This window comes from Henriciella sp. AS95 (assembly GCF_038900055.1).
In the GTDB taxonomy this organism is placed as follows: Bacteria; Pseudomonadota; Alphaproteobacteria; order Caulobacterales; family Hyphomonadaceae; genus Henriciella.
Map to the genome: position 1 here is coordinate 2,936,893 of NZ_JBBMQM010000001.1, position 15,219 is coordinate 2,952,111.

The following is a 15,219-nucleotide window of genomic DNA, read 5'->3' on the forward strand; positions in this document are numbered from 1 at the left end:
ACACAAGTAATGTGCTGGTGCTTAACGCGTTCCCGGCCGGGTCAAGATAGAGTCGATCTGGCGAGACTTGTCAGCAGACACCGTCTCTGAGGCGTCCGCATGGGGAGGATGACTTCGAACGCTTAGCGACGAACGGTTTTGCCAACATCCGTGAGGATCACCGTCACATTATCCGGCGCGCCGTTCGACAGCGCGGCCCTTACAAGGGCATCGCACCCGGCTGAAACATCTGCGTTGACCGCGAGCGAAAGGATCTGACCTTCGTCGACCACATTGGTTAGTCCATCCGTACACAGAAGGAACCTGTCACCGTCCAGCATTTCGCCGTTCACCGTCTCCAGCTCGAGGTCCGCATTCGCGCCGATCGCGCGGGTCACCACATTGGACCGGGGATGCGCCCTCGCTTCGGAAAGTGTGATTTCGCCTGCAGAGACCAGCGCCTGAACGAGGCTGTGATCGGTCGTCAGGCGGTATAGCCGCTGATTCCGGATCAGATAGATGCGGCTGTCGCCCGCCCAGGTGCAGGAATATTGAGTGCCGTGCATCGTCAGGACAGCAACGGTCGCGCCCATCGATCCACGCGCGCTGCTCGCCGCCATGCGCACCAGTTCATCATTTGCCCAGTGAAGGCGTCTGGCGACCCACCGGCGCAGATCATATGCGGTTTGCGCACCGGCAATCTCGCTCAGCTCGTTCACGATAAGCGAGCTGGCAACATCGCCGCTTTCATGCCCGCCCATGCCATCGGCGACAGCCCACAATCCAGTTTCAGGACTTTGCAGATAGCTGTCTTCGTTCAGCTTCCGGACCAGGCCGCTATGCGAGCGGGCCGCGCCGCGCACGTAAAATGCCGTGGCCGTTTCGGTGTCTGTGACACGCTCATCCCTGATGTGCTGGGTCATTCGGCAGCCTCCGGCGTCGAATGTCCCCTCGCATGACGCTCATAGCCGCGCTTGAAGGCCTGATTCACCACGCTATCGGGATTGTTGAACGGGTCGTCAGCAAGGTCATTGTAAGCCTGCTTCATACACCGCCAGGACGTTTCGGACTTGTCAGCAAACAGGCCCGAACGCTTTTTGCTATCGGCTTCAACACGATCGGGGTCGAGGTGTTCGAGCAACGCAGTGACCGCCTCCCGCGCGCCGGATGCGAGGCAGGTTGAGTGCTCTCTCAAATCCGTGAAGCATTCTGCAACCGCATCCGCGCCGTTCAGAAACTCGCCTGTGCGTTCGCTGAGCAGGTCCACGGCCAGGCGCTGTGTGGGGGCCCATTTCAACGGATTGTTTCCGGTCGCGCTGATCGTGGTCCGGTCCAGACGATACGCGCTCTTGGCCGCGGCACGCTCACTCATCAGTTCGCCCAGGCCCAGAACGACCTGTCGGTAGATCGCCCCAAGCCGGCGCATGACATCAGCTGGAATTTCGCCAGCAAAATAGGACGGGTCGAGCTGCGCGCCGTCGCAGAAAGCTTCCAGGATTTCAAAGTTGCTCGCTGCGGAACGGTCAAAATCACTGCAGATCTGAACAGGTTCAGCTTTCCACGTGTCAGCGGTTTCTTTCGGCGCCGGGTTACAGACTTCATCGCTGAGCAATTTGTCAGCCGCACCGCGCTCGCCAACGGCCTCGTGGTTCGCATCGACAACATCAATCATGATCGAGAAATCACCGAAATGAATGGTCTCGTCGGCCGGCACGACAATCTCTGAACTCGGATCGATGCGGCGGCGATGCTGTCCGAGGAACACACCATTGGAACTGGTGTCGCGAACAATCACCTCCCCATCTTTGGCACGCACCGCACAGTGGTACCGCGAGATTCGCAGGTCGGGATCTTCGATGACCCAGATCGCTTTCGGGTCGCGGCCGATCGTGACTTCTCCATCGCCGAGGATGTAGGAATCGAGCTGCCGGCCCGGGTCACTGCTATGATAGAGTTTCAGCGTAATCATTCGCCAACCACCGCCAGTTTCGCAGCCAGAACCCCTGGCGACGTCGACTGATCATCCAGAGGTTCGATCACGGTTTCCGCCGGATTGGGCCGGCTGCCATCCTGCGTGTTTTCCTGCGCCTGGATCGACACGGCAAACGCATTGAAACAGTCATAGAGTTCGCCAAACTCATCGCGCCGGCGATGCGAAATCAGGAAGTCTGCGCCTCCTGAGGCGGCATCCTTGAGCGCCGTTTTCAGGCGACGTAGCGGCAGCAGCAACGTCCGGGCCGCAGCGTAGCTGAGACATCCGACCATCGCGACCACAAGCACGCCAAGAATGATGAGCATATTCCGCATATGTCCCGATGCCGCGAGCAGTTCCGCCTTTGGCATACTCACCTGGACAAAGCCGAATTCGCGCCCGCCATATTCGATTGGATGCGTAAACTGGAAGAGCGGTTCGCCTTCCGCGTTCTCTATCGATGTGACCGTATCTCCTGCCCCTTCAATCTCGTCAGAGCGCTCCTCCCGGCTGCCAACCAGCAGAGGATTGGAGGCGGCCCGTACCACCCCATTGCGGTCCACGACGCGCAGGTCAGAGACGTTTGAGTCGCTCGATGCAGAATTCACGAAGGCCTGGACCGGAAGCCAGTCTTGCGAGTCTTCCGGAAGCGCTGAATTTTCGACCGCATGCAAGGCGGTGTGAGACGCGACAAAAGACGCGATCGAAGAGCCCGACGTGACCGCCAGCTTCTTCAAGGTCGAGTTCTGGTGACCGATGACGAATGTGCCGGCAGCGACCAGAAATGCCAGCGAAACGGCGCAGGCCGCCAGGGTAAGGCGCGTCTGCAAGGAAACTCTCCGCCGGCGGCCCTCCGCGTGGATGGAGTCAAAGCTTTCCCGTTCGCGTTTCAGCGCCTCGAGAAGCGCGCCGCCGCTCAGAAACCTGCGTTCAGGCCTCTTTTCGAGCAGTTTCTTCACGATGAATTCCAGTCCCCGCGGACAGCTGCCATCCGGGCTGAGCGGTGGTGGGTCCTGCGAAGTGATCTGTACGGCAAGCGTGGCAATGCCGGGCCCGTCAAAGGCTGGCCTTCCGGTCAGCAGCTCGTACAGCACGGCGCCGACAGAGAACAGATCCGAGCGCCCATCCAGCTCGCGGCTGAGCGCTTGTTCGGGGCTCATATATCTTGGCGTACCCAGGACCTGTCCAACCTGGGTCATCACCCCTTCCTGATCTGAGTGACCGCCCTCCGCAACGCGGGCGATGCCGAAGTCGAGAATCTTGATCGACCGGCCGTCCTGGGAAAGGATGATGTTCGACGGTTTGATGTCGCGGTGAACGATGCCCATGCTGTGCGCGTAATTGAGCGCATCCGCCAGTTGCAGGCCAATATTGATAACGGTTTTGACACTGAACTCACCTCGGGCGAGCAGCGCATTATCGAGGGAATCGCCAGCCAGCAGCTCCATGGCAATATAGGGGTACCCGGACGCGTCGCCGACGTCGTAGATCGTCACGATGTTCGGGTGAGACAGCGCCCCGGCCGCGCGTGCCTCCCGAAGGAAGCGCTGCGCGTATTCCGGGTTTTCGCAATATTCCGGTTTCAGAACCTTGATGGCGAGAACGCGGTCGATTTTCGGATCGTAAGCGCGATACACTTCGGCCATCGCACCCTGCCCGATACGCGCCTGAATTTCGTAGCGTCCAACTCGTTTCATGACCCGTTACTCCTGCGTTCTGACAGCATCGACCTATTGTAGTCCGCCCAGTGCGGCGTGGATGCGTTCCGCTTTCGCCATGTCAGCGGCAATGTATTCATTGTTCTCGTCGAGCACCGACGCTCTCTGGAGCAGAGCCAAAGCCCCGCTTGAATCTCCGGAATTGAGAAGCTGCAACGCCTTGAGGCGAAGTGCATTGGCCGCTGCCGCATCCGCGATGGACGTCTTTTTCTCCCGATCCGCCGGAGCTTCGGCGATCTGCAATGGCACCACGTCGACAGGCTCGGCAACGGCTTCCTCGACATCGCCAGCCGGTACGTCTTCACCTGGAATTTTCATGTCCTGCCCGGCCATCAACCGGTTCGGCGCTTCAAGCTGATTGTATCGCGACAGCGCGTAAAACATCAGGGAGTCGCCAAGGAATGTCTTGGCCAGGGCAGACGTGGTCTCACCCGGCTGTACCGAATGCATGGTGTAAGTTTCGCCGAGCAATTCGACGGGGTCGGCGGTCACCTGTTCGCGAAGCTTCAAGGCAAAGCTGTCTTCAGGATCGGCCTCCAGCATCGCATCAAGTTCGACCAGGGCCGGCGCTTCCTTGCCCTGGTTCAGCAATTCGATCACGCGCTGGCCGCGTTCCCGTTTCGTTGGTTCAACGACTGGCTCTTCGACGCTCGCAACCTCGACCTCTGGCTCGGGCACAGTAACAACCGCCGCGGTATCTTCGGCAACCGGACTATGCGTACAGGCGACGCTGAACAGGGTAACGGCCAAGAGTAATGGAAGTGCTTTTTTCATGACGAGAGACGTTTTTTCAGGTGTTGGTGCAGGCCTGCGACTGGCGAACACATGCTCGACAGCCAGGCTTCATCGGTGGACAGATTTTCGAAGGCGAAGGGGTCAACAGGCTTGGCGAAGTAAAAGCCCTGAAAGTGGGTGCATCCCATGGCTGTGAGCGCCCGCACTTCTTCGCGGCGCTCAACCCCCTCGGCCAGAACGGTGATGCCAAGCCCTGAGGTCAGCTCGATCAGAGCCTTGCAGATCGCCTGGCTGGACTGGTTCCTGTCGACCTCGGTGACAAATTCGCGGTCGATCTTGAGCTTGTTGAAGGGCAGGTTCTTCAGATAGCTGAGACTGGAATACCCGCTCCCAAAGTCGTCGATTGACAGGTTGAGTCCTGCGTCCCTGAGGCTTGTGAACAGTTTCAACGTGCGGGCAGCATCTTCCATCGCAGCCGTTTCCGTCAGCTCCAGCTCCACACTGGAGGGGGCCAGGCCATGGTTCTGGACGGTGCGAATGATAATCCGGCCAAGATCGACATTTTCCAGCTGCCGGGCAGACAGGTTGACGGCCATCCTGAAGTCGGTCCATCCCGCGCCGCGCCAGTCCCGTAGCTGCCGGCAAGCGGTGTTCAGCACCCACAGGCCGACATCATGCATCAGGCCGGTTTCTTCGAGCAGCGGCACGAATTCGGCTGGGGACACCACGCCAAACTGCGGATGATTCCATCGCAGCAAGGCTTCAGCGCCCACGATGCGCGCCTGCGATGTGTCGACAAGCGGCTGGTAGCGAAGTTTCAGCTCGCCATTGTCGATCGCGCGCGCCAGATCCTGCTGCAGCGTGAAACGACGGCGCTCTTCCTGCCTGAAGCTGCCCGTATCGGTTGCAGCGGCCGGCGTAGCAGCGCCAAAGCGCACGAGAGAGGCGAGCGCGCGGCTGATCATTTCTGCCGGCGTCTCTGGCGGCTGGGAGGAGACCACCGAAGCAATCTTGAGCTCCGGCTCGACGAGCGTGTCAGGCCCGGAAAACTGCTGCGTCAGGGCGTAGCTCAGCGCGCGAAGTTCTGACTTCGCCTCGTCCACGCTTCCATGGCCACCAAACCAGATGGCGAAACAGTTGCGCTCAATGCGGGCAAGGCTTCTCGACTTTGACAGCGCCTGCTGAAGCCTGGCATCGAACTCGTCCAGAAACATGTCTGCCAGCGCCACATTGATCGCGGCCATCCGGTCGTAATTTGCAATGCGAATGATCGCCAGGAGCTTTGGCGGCATGTCAGGATGCAATTCTTCGCTGAGCAACGAGACCAGTCGCTTCATGCCAGAGAACTCGGATCGGTCCCCGGCCTCATTATCCGCCGCCCGCGCGTGTCGATGAACGTCGAACAAGCCAAAGAGTTTTTTGGAGGATGCCTGCCCCTTTGGCCAGGCCAGCGCCGTTGTCAGCCCTGCCACCAGCGCGCTAAGCACCAGGCTGACCACGATCAGGTACGGACCCGTCATCGCCAGGGTGAGAAGCCCCAGCACGCCGAAGACAGCGCCGAACGCAACACAGCCGAATAGCAATTCGGGCGTCCGGCGTTTGACACGACTGTCAGTATCAGGATTTCTTGCAGGCACGCGACGACTTCCAAAACCTCGTCTGCCTGCCTTAACCAACCCCCGTCAATTATCGCTTAAGGATTGCTGTCAATCTCAATGATAGCATTAACACATTCTGCAATAACCAATACAGATGGGCACTGGTCGACCCGCGACCGGCGCTCAGAACTTGCCAAAGATAGGCGTCATCCTCTCGCGAGTTTTCCCGGCCCCATTTCACCCGCAGCGGTACATAACTGGCCCAAGCAGCCATGCGAAAGCGGGGCTCCAGCGCAGAGGAGACGTGGGGAGCGCAAGGACCGGCAAAAGCCCATCTTTTCATTTCCCGCTTGAGCCGCACGGTGCCATGCCGGTAACACTCATAACAAAAATAATGGGAGGAATAATCATGTCAGAAGACGGTGAACGGGCTGAACGACACAGGAAATACTGGGCAGCGTCCGTGCGACTCGTCCTTATTCTTCTCTCCATCTGGTTCGCCGTCTCCTACGGTGCCGGCATATTGTTTCGGGACGTGCTCGACCAGGTCTCCATCGGCGGGGCGCCCCTCGGCTTCTGGTTCGCCCAGCAAGGCGCAATCTACGTCTTCGTCGCGCTCATCTTCTATTACTGCCACGCCATGAACCGGCTCGGTAAGAAGTATGGCGTCGAGGAGGACAAGTAATGGATCAGGCCTTCTGGACATACCTTTTCGTTATCCTGAGCTTTGGCACCTATATCGGCATCGCCATCTGGGCCCGCGCCGGGTCCACGGATGATTTTTACGTGGCCGGACATGACGTCCACCCCACCATCAATGGCATGGCGACCGCCGCTGACTGGATGTCTGCAGCGAGCTTCCTTTCGATGGCAGGTCTTATCGCCGCGCTCGGTTATGGCGGCTCTGTCTACCTCATGGGCTGGACCGGCGGCTTCGTCCTGCTGGCCCTGTTGCTCGCGCCTTATCTGCGTGAGTTCGGCAAGTTCACCGTGCCCGATTTCGTCGGTGACCGTTACTATTCGCAGGCCGCGCGCGTGATCGCGGTGATCTGCGCGCTGTTTGTCTCCTTCACCTATATTGCGGGCCAGATGTCCGGGGTCGGCATCGCCTTTTCCCGCTTTCTGGGCGTGGAGTTCAACACCGGCATTTTCGTCGGCATGGCCATCGTTTTCATTTACGCCGTGCTCGGCGGAATGAAGGGCGTCACCTACACGCAGGTCGCGCAATATTGCGTTCTGATTTTCGCCTACACCGTTCCCGCAATCTTCATTTCATTGATGCTGACCGGCATGCCGTTGCCGCAACTGGGCTTTGTCGCGAACATGAAGGGCGAAGACATCTCCATGCTCGAAAAGCTGAACGAGACGGTCACCGCGCTTGGCTTCACCGAATACACATCGACAACCAAATCCATGGTGGATGTCTTCGCGATCACTGGCGCATTGATGTTCGGCACGGCCGGCCTTCCGCATGTCATCGTGCGCTTTTTCACCGTGAAGAACGCCCGCGCAGCCCGCTATTCGGCGGGATGGGCTCTGGTCTTCATCGCCTTGCTCTACACGACCGCCCCCGCCGTCGGCGCCTTCGCCCGGTACAACATCATCGATACAGTCAACGACGCTGAATACGTCGAAGGCACCGAATACGCCGACGCCGTCGAGCGCATCGAAGCGGATGGCGGCAAAGCCGTCCCCGTCTGGTTCAAGAGGTGGGAAACGACCGGCCTGGTGAGCTTCGAGGACAAGAACAATGACGGCAAGATGCAGATACGCGGCCCGAATGCCCCGGACGGCCTTGCCAATGAAGTGGACGCCAGCAACGACATCTCGGTGCTCGCCAGCCCGGAAATGGCGCGCCTGCCGGGATGGGTGATCGGCCTGATGGTCGCGGGCGGCCTCGCCGCAGCCCTGTCGACCGCCGCTGGCCTGTTGATGGTGATCTCATCGGCGATCAGTCACGACCTTTGCCGGCGCACCCTGTTCAAGAACATGTCCGACACAACCGAGCTGCGGATTGCGCGGGTGTCTGCCGCAGGCGCCGTCATGGCCGCAGGCCTGATGGGCATCTACTCCTCCAAACTCGCTTTTGTGGCGCAGGTCGTCGCCTTTGCCTTCGGTCTGGCCGCCGCATCTCTGTTCCCGGTCATCCTGCTCGGCATCTTCTGGAAGCGGTTCAACAAGGAAGGCGCGATTGCCAGCATGCTGGTGGGGCTCGTCTCCACCTTCTCATACATCGTGCACTTCAAGTTCGTGGACACTGACCCAACGCATTGGTGGTTCGGCGTCAGTCCGGAAGGCATCGGCTTCATCTTCATGTTCCTGTCGCTGGCTGTCGGGGTCGTCGTTGCCTTGCTGACCAAATCTCCGCCGCAGGACATTCAGGACCTGGTTGAGGATATCCGCGTGCCCGGCACCCGAACCGCGCATGGGGTCGCTGATGAGGGCATGGGCCCCGTGCCGGCAGAGTGATGCCAGCAACTTTGTTGGTGACCCGTTAGAGCTTGAACAATAACGTGCCCGCTATGGACTCAACACTTGGCTCGCCCGATTGGCACGCTCTGAAACCGCATCCGGCAGCACCCTGCCCGGACATTCAGCTCTTGCGGGCGAGCGCCGTGCTGCACCCCCAGAACCGGCTGCACGTGGCTTTCGAGCTTGGCGGTAACATGCCATCGCTGCACTGGCCGCATCTTCGCCCCCAGGCATTCGTCGACGGCCTCTGGCAAACGACCTGTTTCGAGCTTTTCATCGGAAGCGATAACTCCCCAGCGTACTTGGAATTCAACTTTTCGCCGTCACAGGAATGGTGCGCTTACCGCTTCGAAGACTACAGATCCGGGCGCACCGAGATCCGCGACATCGACGTCTCACGCTGCGAGCTGCGCCGCCAATCTGACGCGGCATTCCTCACGGTCGCCTTCACGCTGCCAGCCAGCATGAGCCTCGATCCTGAGCATGCCCGCCTGGGCCTGACAGCCGTGATTGAAAGCCGCTCAGGCCAGATCAGCTACTGGGCGCTTGCCCATCCATCCGAACGCCCCGATTTTCACCACAAAGACGGGTTTCAACAGCGCCTGCGGCGTGGAGAGGACATCTAGATGGTCATGTTCGGTTTGGATCGGCTGGTGCACGATGAGAGCCTTCGCAAAGCGCTTCACGGCAAGCGCGTTGCCCTGCTGGCCCATCCGGCCTCGGTCACGCATGACCTCAAACACGGTCTCGACGTCCTCGCCGGGCTGGACGGCATCAACCTCACCGCCGCTTTCGGCCCCCAGCATGGCCTGAAGGGCGACAAGCAGGACAATATGGTGGAGACGGAAGACTTCATCGACCCGCTCTACAATATCCCGGTCTTCAGCCTTTACGGCGAAGTGCGCCGCCCTACCGGTCAGATGATGACGACCTTCGACGTCATCCTCATTGACCTGCAGGATCTTGGCTGCCGCATCTATACCTTCGTCACGACGCTGCTCTACGTGCTCGAAGCGGCCGCCCAGCATGGCAAAGCCGTCTGGGTGCTCGACCGGCCAAACCCGGCGGGCCGCCCCGTTGAGGGCTCGATCCTGAAGCCCGGCTGGGAGAGCTTTGTCGGCGCCGGACCAATGCCGATGCGCCACGGCATGACGCTCGGTGAGCTCGGCCACTGGTTCATCGACCATAACAAGCTGGACGTCGATTACCGCGTCATCGAGATGACCGGCTGGAAGCCACACGAAGCACCCGGCTATGGCTGGCCGCAGCTCGAACGCGCCTGGGTCAATCCCAGCCCGAACGCCCCGACCGTCAACATGGCGCGCGCCTATGCCGGCACGGTGATGATCGAGGGCACCACCCTGTCAGAAGCGCGCGGCACGACACGGGCTTTGGAAATCATGGGCGCGCCGGACATTGATGCAAAACAGGTCCTGGGCCTCATGCACGACATCGCGCCGCACTGGCTCGAGGGCTGCCGCCTGCGCGAATGCTGGTTCGAGCCGACCTTTCACAAACACCAGCACCAGCTTTGCCACGGCTTCCAGATCCATGCCGATGACCCGGCCTATGATCACAGCGCCTTCAAGCCCTGGCGCATCGTGCTGCTCGCGCTTCACGCCATCCGCAAGCTCTATCCCGGCTACGATATCTGGCGCGATTTCCCCTATGAATACGAGAATGACAAACTCGCCTTCGACGTCATCAATGGCGGCGACGCTATCCGCAAATGGGTGGATGACCCGTCAGCCAAACCAGGCGATTTCGATGCCATGGTCGAGCCGGACGAGCAGGAATGGCGCGAGGTTCAGCGCAAATTCAGTCTCTATGACAAGGCCTGAGCGAGCCCCGATGTCCCGCACCCGCCAGCGCTTCAATCGATCGAGGCCTGTACGCGGTCCAGCACAGCACGGTTGGTCTCGAGCTGCGACAGGCCACGCGCCAGCAGCCGGTCAATCTGCGCGCGCCGCTCATCATCGACGCGTTTTTCTTTTTGTGTCAGCCCATTGCGGTCCGGCGCGGTGCGATAGCCCATTCCGTACAGGACATATTGATAGCTCGCGGCGGGAAAGATCTCGTCCTTGTGGTCAAAGTCTTCCGTCCACGGCGGCTGATGTTCCCACAGGCCCAAATCTTCGCGCAAGCGGTTCGACAGTGTAGCCGGGTCGCGATTGTCGACCCAGAATGGCTCGGATCGTTGAGACAGCACATAGTGGAGTTTCAGGAAGTCGACGATGCGCTCCCAATGATGCGTGAACGTCCTGTTGAAGCGTTTCGCAACCACGTCCATCGCGGCGCGCGTCGCCGGCAGCTGCGCCGCGATCATCTTTGCCGACATCTCGATCATCACAATCGCCGACGCTTCCAATGGCTCGACAAAGCCGGCCGACAAACCGATCGCTACGCAATTACGGTCCCAGAACTTTTCTCTGTATCCGGACGTAATATCAAGTTTTCGAACAGAAAATTCTGCGAGCTGCGCCTCGCTCATGCCAAGATATGTACGAAGCGCCTCACGCGCCTGCTCTTCATCCGTATACCGACTTGAATAGACATGCCCGACACCGCGCCGGTTCGACAGTCCAATATCCCATATCCAGCCGGCCGCCTGCGCCGTGGACACAGTTTGCGAGCGGACCGGATCACCATCCTCATAAGGCACCTGCACAGCCAGAGCGGTGTCAATAAAGAGCTGGTCCTGCAAAGGCTTCAGCCCGATCCCGCAATGCTGCCCCAGAAGCAGGGATCGAAACCCCGTACAGTCAATGAACAGGTCCCCGTCCACCTCGCCATAGTGCTGGGTCTTCATCGCACGAATGTCGCCGCTGGGGTCCGCCAGAATCTCCACCACAGTGTCCGGAATATGCTCAACGCCCAGACTGTTCGTACAATGGGTTCTGATGAAGGCTGAAAACTTCCCCGCATCAAGGTGATAGCCATAATTGCTGACCCCCGCGAAATCCGGCGTGATGGCCGTCTTCGGGGCGAGATGCGCCTCGCAGATAAACTCCTGCGGGCAAACGGATTTGGAAAATGACGTGTTGGACCCGCCCTGCAACCAGGCGCGCGCGGGGTTCGTCTCGAAGAAGGAAAGCGGCAGCTCGAACGGGTGGTAATAGACATCATCCGCCGCGCCGCTCACCCATCCCGCAAACATCGAGCCCTGTTTGAAGGAGGCCGAGCACGCACGCAGAAAATCACTTTCGCGCACGCCCATCGCCTTCAGCGTCGCGCGCATGGTCGGCCAGGTGCCCTCGCCGACACCGATGGTGGGAATGTCAGGCGACTCGATCACGCGCACCTTGATCCGGCCGCTTGCCGCATCGTGCGCCGACGCCAATATGCCAGCCGTAATCCAGCCCGCCGTGCCGCCGCCGACAATGGTGATCGTCTGAACGGGTTTCGACGTCGCGCTCATGGATAGTCCTGCGTCGCGCAATACTGGCGCAAAAAGTCCGCATGCGCTGGAAGCGCGGCCACGGTCTGGCTGATCTGGCCCCGCATATCACGCAGCGCGCTCTCCAGATTTTCTGTTTCCATCATATGCCCGAACCGGTGATAGGCAGGCGACCGCAGCCCCTGACCATGCATCACCTGAACCCAGGAATCAGTCCGGAACAGGTCACTTCCATCCTGATACAGAATACCCGAATTCCGGTAGAGTTCGAGGCGCTGGGCGAGGCTGTCTGGGATGTCCATGGCTTGCCGGTCCCGCCAGAACGGGCTGTCGCTCCGCTGGGTCACCTTGTAGTGCAGCACCAGGAAGTCGCGAATGCTCTCGACCTCCTCATTCATGTAGCGATTGTAGTGGCTTGCCACCGCATCATTGATGCCGTCGAACGGAAACATCTGCACAAGGCGCGTCGCAGCGATCTGGATGAGATGAATGCTCGTCGACTCCAGCGGCTCCATAAAGCCACTCGAGAGGCCAACGGCGAGGCAATTCTTCGACCATGGCAGCTTGCGCCGTCCAGTCCGAAACTTGATGTTACGCGGCGTCGTGATCATCTCGCCATTGAGCGACGCTTCGAGCTGAGCGCGCGCGGCTTCGTCGTCGATATAATCGTCGCAATAGACCAGACCATTGCCTGTGCGGTGCTGCAGCGGAATCCGCCACTGCCAACCCGCTTCACGGGCAATCGATCTCGTATAAGGAACGGGCGGCTCTGTGCTTTTGGTCTGTACGGCCCACGCCGAATTCATCGGCAGCCAGTGCGCCCAATCCTCAAATCCGACCCCCAGCGCCTTGTCGATGAGAAGCCCGCGAAACCCGGTACAGTCGACAAAGAAGTCGCCCTCAATGCGCGTTCCGTCCTCCAGGCCCAGCGCCGAAAGCTCACCTGTCTCTCCGTCACGCTCGACATTGGAGATCTTGCCCTCGACGCGGCGAACCCCTCTCTGCTCACTCAGCTTGCGGAGGAATTGCGAATAGAGACTGGCATCGAGATGGTAGGCATAATTAAGCGCCGGCTTGCTCCCCAGGCCGAACTTGCCTGCCTCAGCGGCTTTCAGCTCTAGACAGTAATCGTCCAGCGCGCCGGCCTCTCCGCCAGCGGCCCGCCAGATGCTCTCAAAGCTGCCGACCCAGGACGATTTGCCGATCGAGCCAAAGGCGTGGAAATAGTCCTCGCCGACCTGCCCCCAATTCTCGAAGCGAATGCCAAGCTTGAAGGTCGCCTGGGTGGCGCGCATGAAGTCCTGCTCATTGACGCCGATATAGCGGTGGAACGCACAATGGGTCGGGATCGTCGCTTCCCCGACTCCAACCGTGCCGATCTGGTCGGACTCCACGAGCACAATTTCGAGGAGTTTGCCGAGCTGCGAGCTCAGGGCGGCCGCCACGACCCAGCCCGCCGTGCCTCCGCCGGCAATGACAACTTTTCTGATGGCGTGATCGGTCATGGCGCTATCTGTTTCACCGGTTGAGACGTTTCAGCAGAGCAGCGCGCAGCCGCCGTGCCTCGGGCGCGTCGAGGTCAGCCAGCGGTCCCTGCATGTGATCCGGCAGATGCACGCGCGGCGTCTCGCTATCGCCGAACACATAATAATCGAACAGGGCCTTCCAGGCGGCTTTCTCCTGCGCGGTACGGTCCCGCAGGCTGAGCAGGCCGTGCATCAGGGTCAGCATCGGCGTATCCATGAACGCCTCGGCCTCATTCCACCAGTAATTCACCATGACATTGAAGGCGTCGAGCGCCTCGACCTGATGCCACCAGAGCGCCGGATAGTATAGCAGGTCACCAGGCTCGAGATCGGCGACTTGCGCCGACGCCAGCGCCTCCCTGAAACCTGGATGCGTCTCAAAATCGGGCGCATCGAAATCCACCATGCTCACCACCTGCCCCGCCGGCGTTGGTTCAAGCGGGCCGGGATAGAGATTGGCGATCTGGTCCGGCGGAAACAGGGTGAAGCGGCGCTGCCCGACAAGGCAGCAGGCGATATTGTTGGACATGTCATAATGCGCCGCCGCAGTCGTGCGGTTGCCCATCCAGAGACTGGCGATGACAGACTGATCCTGAAGGATACCAGCGCTGGCCAATAGGTCATTCTCGGTGCGAAGCCCCGGAAAGTACCGGTCGAGATCGGTTGAACCGACATAGAAATGCGGGGCGTTCGGATCATTCCGTGACGCCTTGATCGCGTCGAAGAAGGCCTCCACCGACACACGCTTTGCCTCGAAATTGAAGCCGGTCCGCGCCTCATTGTAGAAGAACCGCCCCTTCATGCTCGCCGGGCCGGAGAACTGCGTCAGCGGATGCTCGCCGGCAAACTGCGAGAGATAATCCATCACGGCGTCAGCCGACTGCAGCCCTTTCTGCACAAGCGGCCAGTCGCGGACGGCACCGCGGATGATCGCCGGCCGTTCTGCGTGCTGGAGCGCCTGAAGCACGTCCGGGCTCATCGCCGATGCGGCCACTTCCGCGACCGGCGTCAGCGCTCCCGGCTGGTGAGCGCCTTCATCACGAGAGACCGCATCGTTCAGGATGACATTACCCCTTCTTCTGCATCGCCTTGAGATCGACCAGCTTCGAGAAATTATCAATCGAGGCCATGATTGCAAAACAGTGTTCGAGCAGGCCGATCTGGTTCAGTTCACGCAATTGATCCCCCGACAGACCCGCCATATTCTCGCGGCTGATCGTGAAGATGTCAGGCACCGTATACTGAAGGTCTTCGCCGAGACTGGCCTGCAGGGTCAACGGTTCGATCAGGTCGAGCGCGGACAAACGGTCAAAGAAATCATCGACCAGGCCGGCGCCCACATGGATGCGGTTCAGCACCTTGCCCGCCGCTTCGAGATAAGGGGCCCGGCCGCCATGCGGTAGAAACACCCGTTCACCATGACCGGCGCCGACGCGCGGATCATCCATATCGACATGGATAACCGCTTCGGCTGTTCCACCGGGCTGGTCGCCCCCTTCAATCGCGAGCGCAAACGGCCCGCGCTCTATGACGGCCGGCACATAGCGCGCCGTCCATCGATCACCGTCGAGAAACAGATTTTCGTTCCGGTCCAGCCCCAACAGGACGACGGCATAGAATTTTCCGTTCTGATCCTTGCGAAAGAAGATCGGATACTCGCGCGAGAGCGGGATGAATTCGGTTGGAAAAACGAGCGTCTGGTTGACCTTCGTGTGGGGCGCATCGGCATATCCGACGGCGACCCGCAGGTCAGCATGTTCCACTTCGTCGAGTTTCGCGAAATCAGGCAAATCTAACATCCTTTCAGAGGCTCAGCATTGGC

General features: G+C 60.0%; 13 protein-coding genes. 4 read left to right on the forward strand and 9 right to left on the reverse strand.

What is annotated here, in order from left to right; all coding sequences use genetic code 11:
- Positions 1-122: 122 nt before the first annotated feature.
- From WNY37_RS14250 to WNY37_RS14270, 5 genes are read right to left on the reverse strand one after another with little or no spacing between them, the layout of a single operon-like run.
- Positions 123-902, reverse strand: a complete 780-nt coding sequence (locus WNY37_RS14250; RefSeq protein WP_342974059.1) for a protein phosphatase 2C domain-containing protein — start codon at positions 900-902, stop codon at positions 123-125.
- The gene (gene tagH / locus WNY37_RS14255) at positions 899-1,948 is read right to left on the reverse strand and encodes a type VI secretion system-associated FHA domain protein TagH (RefSeq protein ID WP_342974060.1); all 1,050 of its coding nucleotides are present in this window, start codon (positions 1,946-1,948) and stop codon (positions 899-901) included. Before tagH ends, WNY37_RS14250 begins: the two co-directional genes overlap by 4 nt.
- The gene (locus tag WNY37_RS14260) at positions 1,945-3,648 is read right to left on the reverse strand and encodes a protein kinase (RefSeq protein WP_342974061.1); all 1,704 of its coding nucleotides are present in this window, start codon (positions 3,646-3,648) and stop codon (positions 1,945-1,947) included. Before WNY37_RS14260 ends, tagH begins: the two co-directional genes overlap by 4 nt.
- A 33-nt stretch (positions 3,649-3,681) precedes the next feature.
- A complete protein-coding gene (locus WNY37_RS14265) occupies positions 3,682-4,443 on the reverse strand; it encodes a LysM domain-containing protein (RefSeq protein ID WP_342974062.1) in 762 nt (253 codons plus the stop codon).
- On the reverse strand, positions 4,440-6,041 hold the full coding sequence (locus WNY37_RS14270) for an EAL domain-containing protein (RefSeq protein WP_342974063.1): 1,602 nt from the start codon (positions 6,039-6,041) through the stop codon (positions 4,440-4,442). Before WNY37_RS14270 ends, WNY37_RS14265 begins: the two co-directional genes overlap by 4 nt.
- Positions 6,042-6,411: 370 nt before the next feature.
- Here WNY37_RS14270 and WNY37_RS14275 point away from each other — a divergent pair, with 370 nt between their 5' ends.
- The 4 genes from WNY37_RS14275 to WNY37_RS14290 are packed head-to-tail and all read left to right on the forward strand — an operon-like array spanning position 6,412 to position 10,315.
- On the forward strand, positions 6,412-6,687 hold the full coding sequence (locus tag WNY37_RS14275) for a DUF4212 domain-containing protein (RefSeq protein ID WP_342974064.1): 276 nt from the start codon (positions 6,412-6,414) through the stop codon (positions 6,685-6,687).
- Positions 6,687-8,471, forward strand: coding sequence for a sodium:solute symporter family protein (locus WNY37_RS14280; RefSeq protein WP_342974065.1), 1,785 nt, complete (start codon positions 6,687-6,689; stop codon positions 8,469-8,471). Before WNY37_RS14275 ends, WNY37_RS14280 begins: the two co-directional genes overlap by 1 nt.
- 53 nt (positions 8,472-8,524) lie before the next feature.
- The gene (locus tag WNY37_RS14285) at positions 8,525-9,100 is read left to right on the forward strand and encodes a DOMON-like domain-containing protein (protein ID WP_342974066.1); all 576 of its coding nucleotides are present in this window, start codon (positions 8,525-8,527) and stop codon (positions 9,098-9,100) included.
- Positions 9,101-10,315, forward strand: coding sequence for a DUF1343 domain-containing protein (locus WNY37_RS14290; protein WP_342974067.1), 1,215 nt, complete (start codon positions 9,101-9,103; stop codon positions 10,313-10,315). It abuts the gene before it with no gap.
- Positions 10,316-10,347: 32 nt separating this feature from the next.
- Here WNY37_RS14290 and WNY37_RS14295 read toward each other — a convergent pair whose 3' ends face one another.
- The 4 genes from WNY37_RS14295 to WNY37_RS14310 all read right to left on the reverse strand — a co-directional run bounded on the left by WNY37_RS14295 (position 10,348) and on the right by WNY37_RS14310 (position 15,187).
- Positions 10,348-11,892, reverse strand: coding sequence for a tryptophan halogenase family protein (locus WNY37_RS14295; protein ID WP_342974068.1), 1,545 nt, complete (start codon positions 11,890-11,892; stop codon positions 10,348-10,350).
- A complete protein-coding gene (locus WNY37_RS14300) occupies positions 11,889-13,376 on the reverse strand; it encodes a tryptophan halogenase family protein (protein WP_342974069.1) in 1,488 nt (495 codons plus the stop codon). Before WNY37_RS14300 ends, WNY37_RS14295 begins: the two co-directional genes overlap by 4 nt.
- A gap of 13 nt (positions 13,377-13,389) precedes the next feature.
- Entirely contained in the window at positions 13,390-14,376 is a 987-nt protein-coding gene (locus WNY37_RS14305) for a cupin-like domain-containing protein (RefSeq protein WP_342974070.1), read from the reverse strand.
- An 88-nt stretch (positions 14,377-14,464) separates the two neighbouring features.
- Positions 14,465-15,187: a SapC family protein gene (locus WNY37_RS14310; RefSeq protein ID WP_342974071.1), complete on the reverse strand. Its 723-nt coding sequence runs from the start codon at positions 15,185-15,187 to the stop codon at positions 14,465-14,467.
- Between the last annotated feature and the right edge of the window lie 32 nt (positions 15,188-15,219).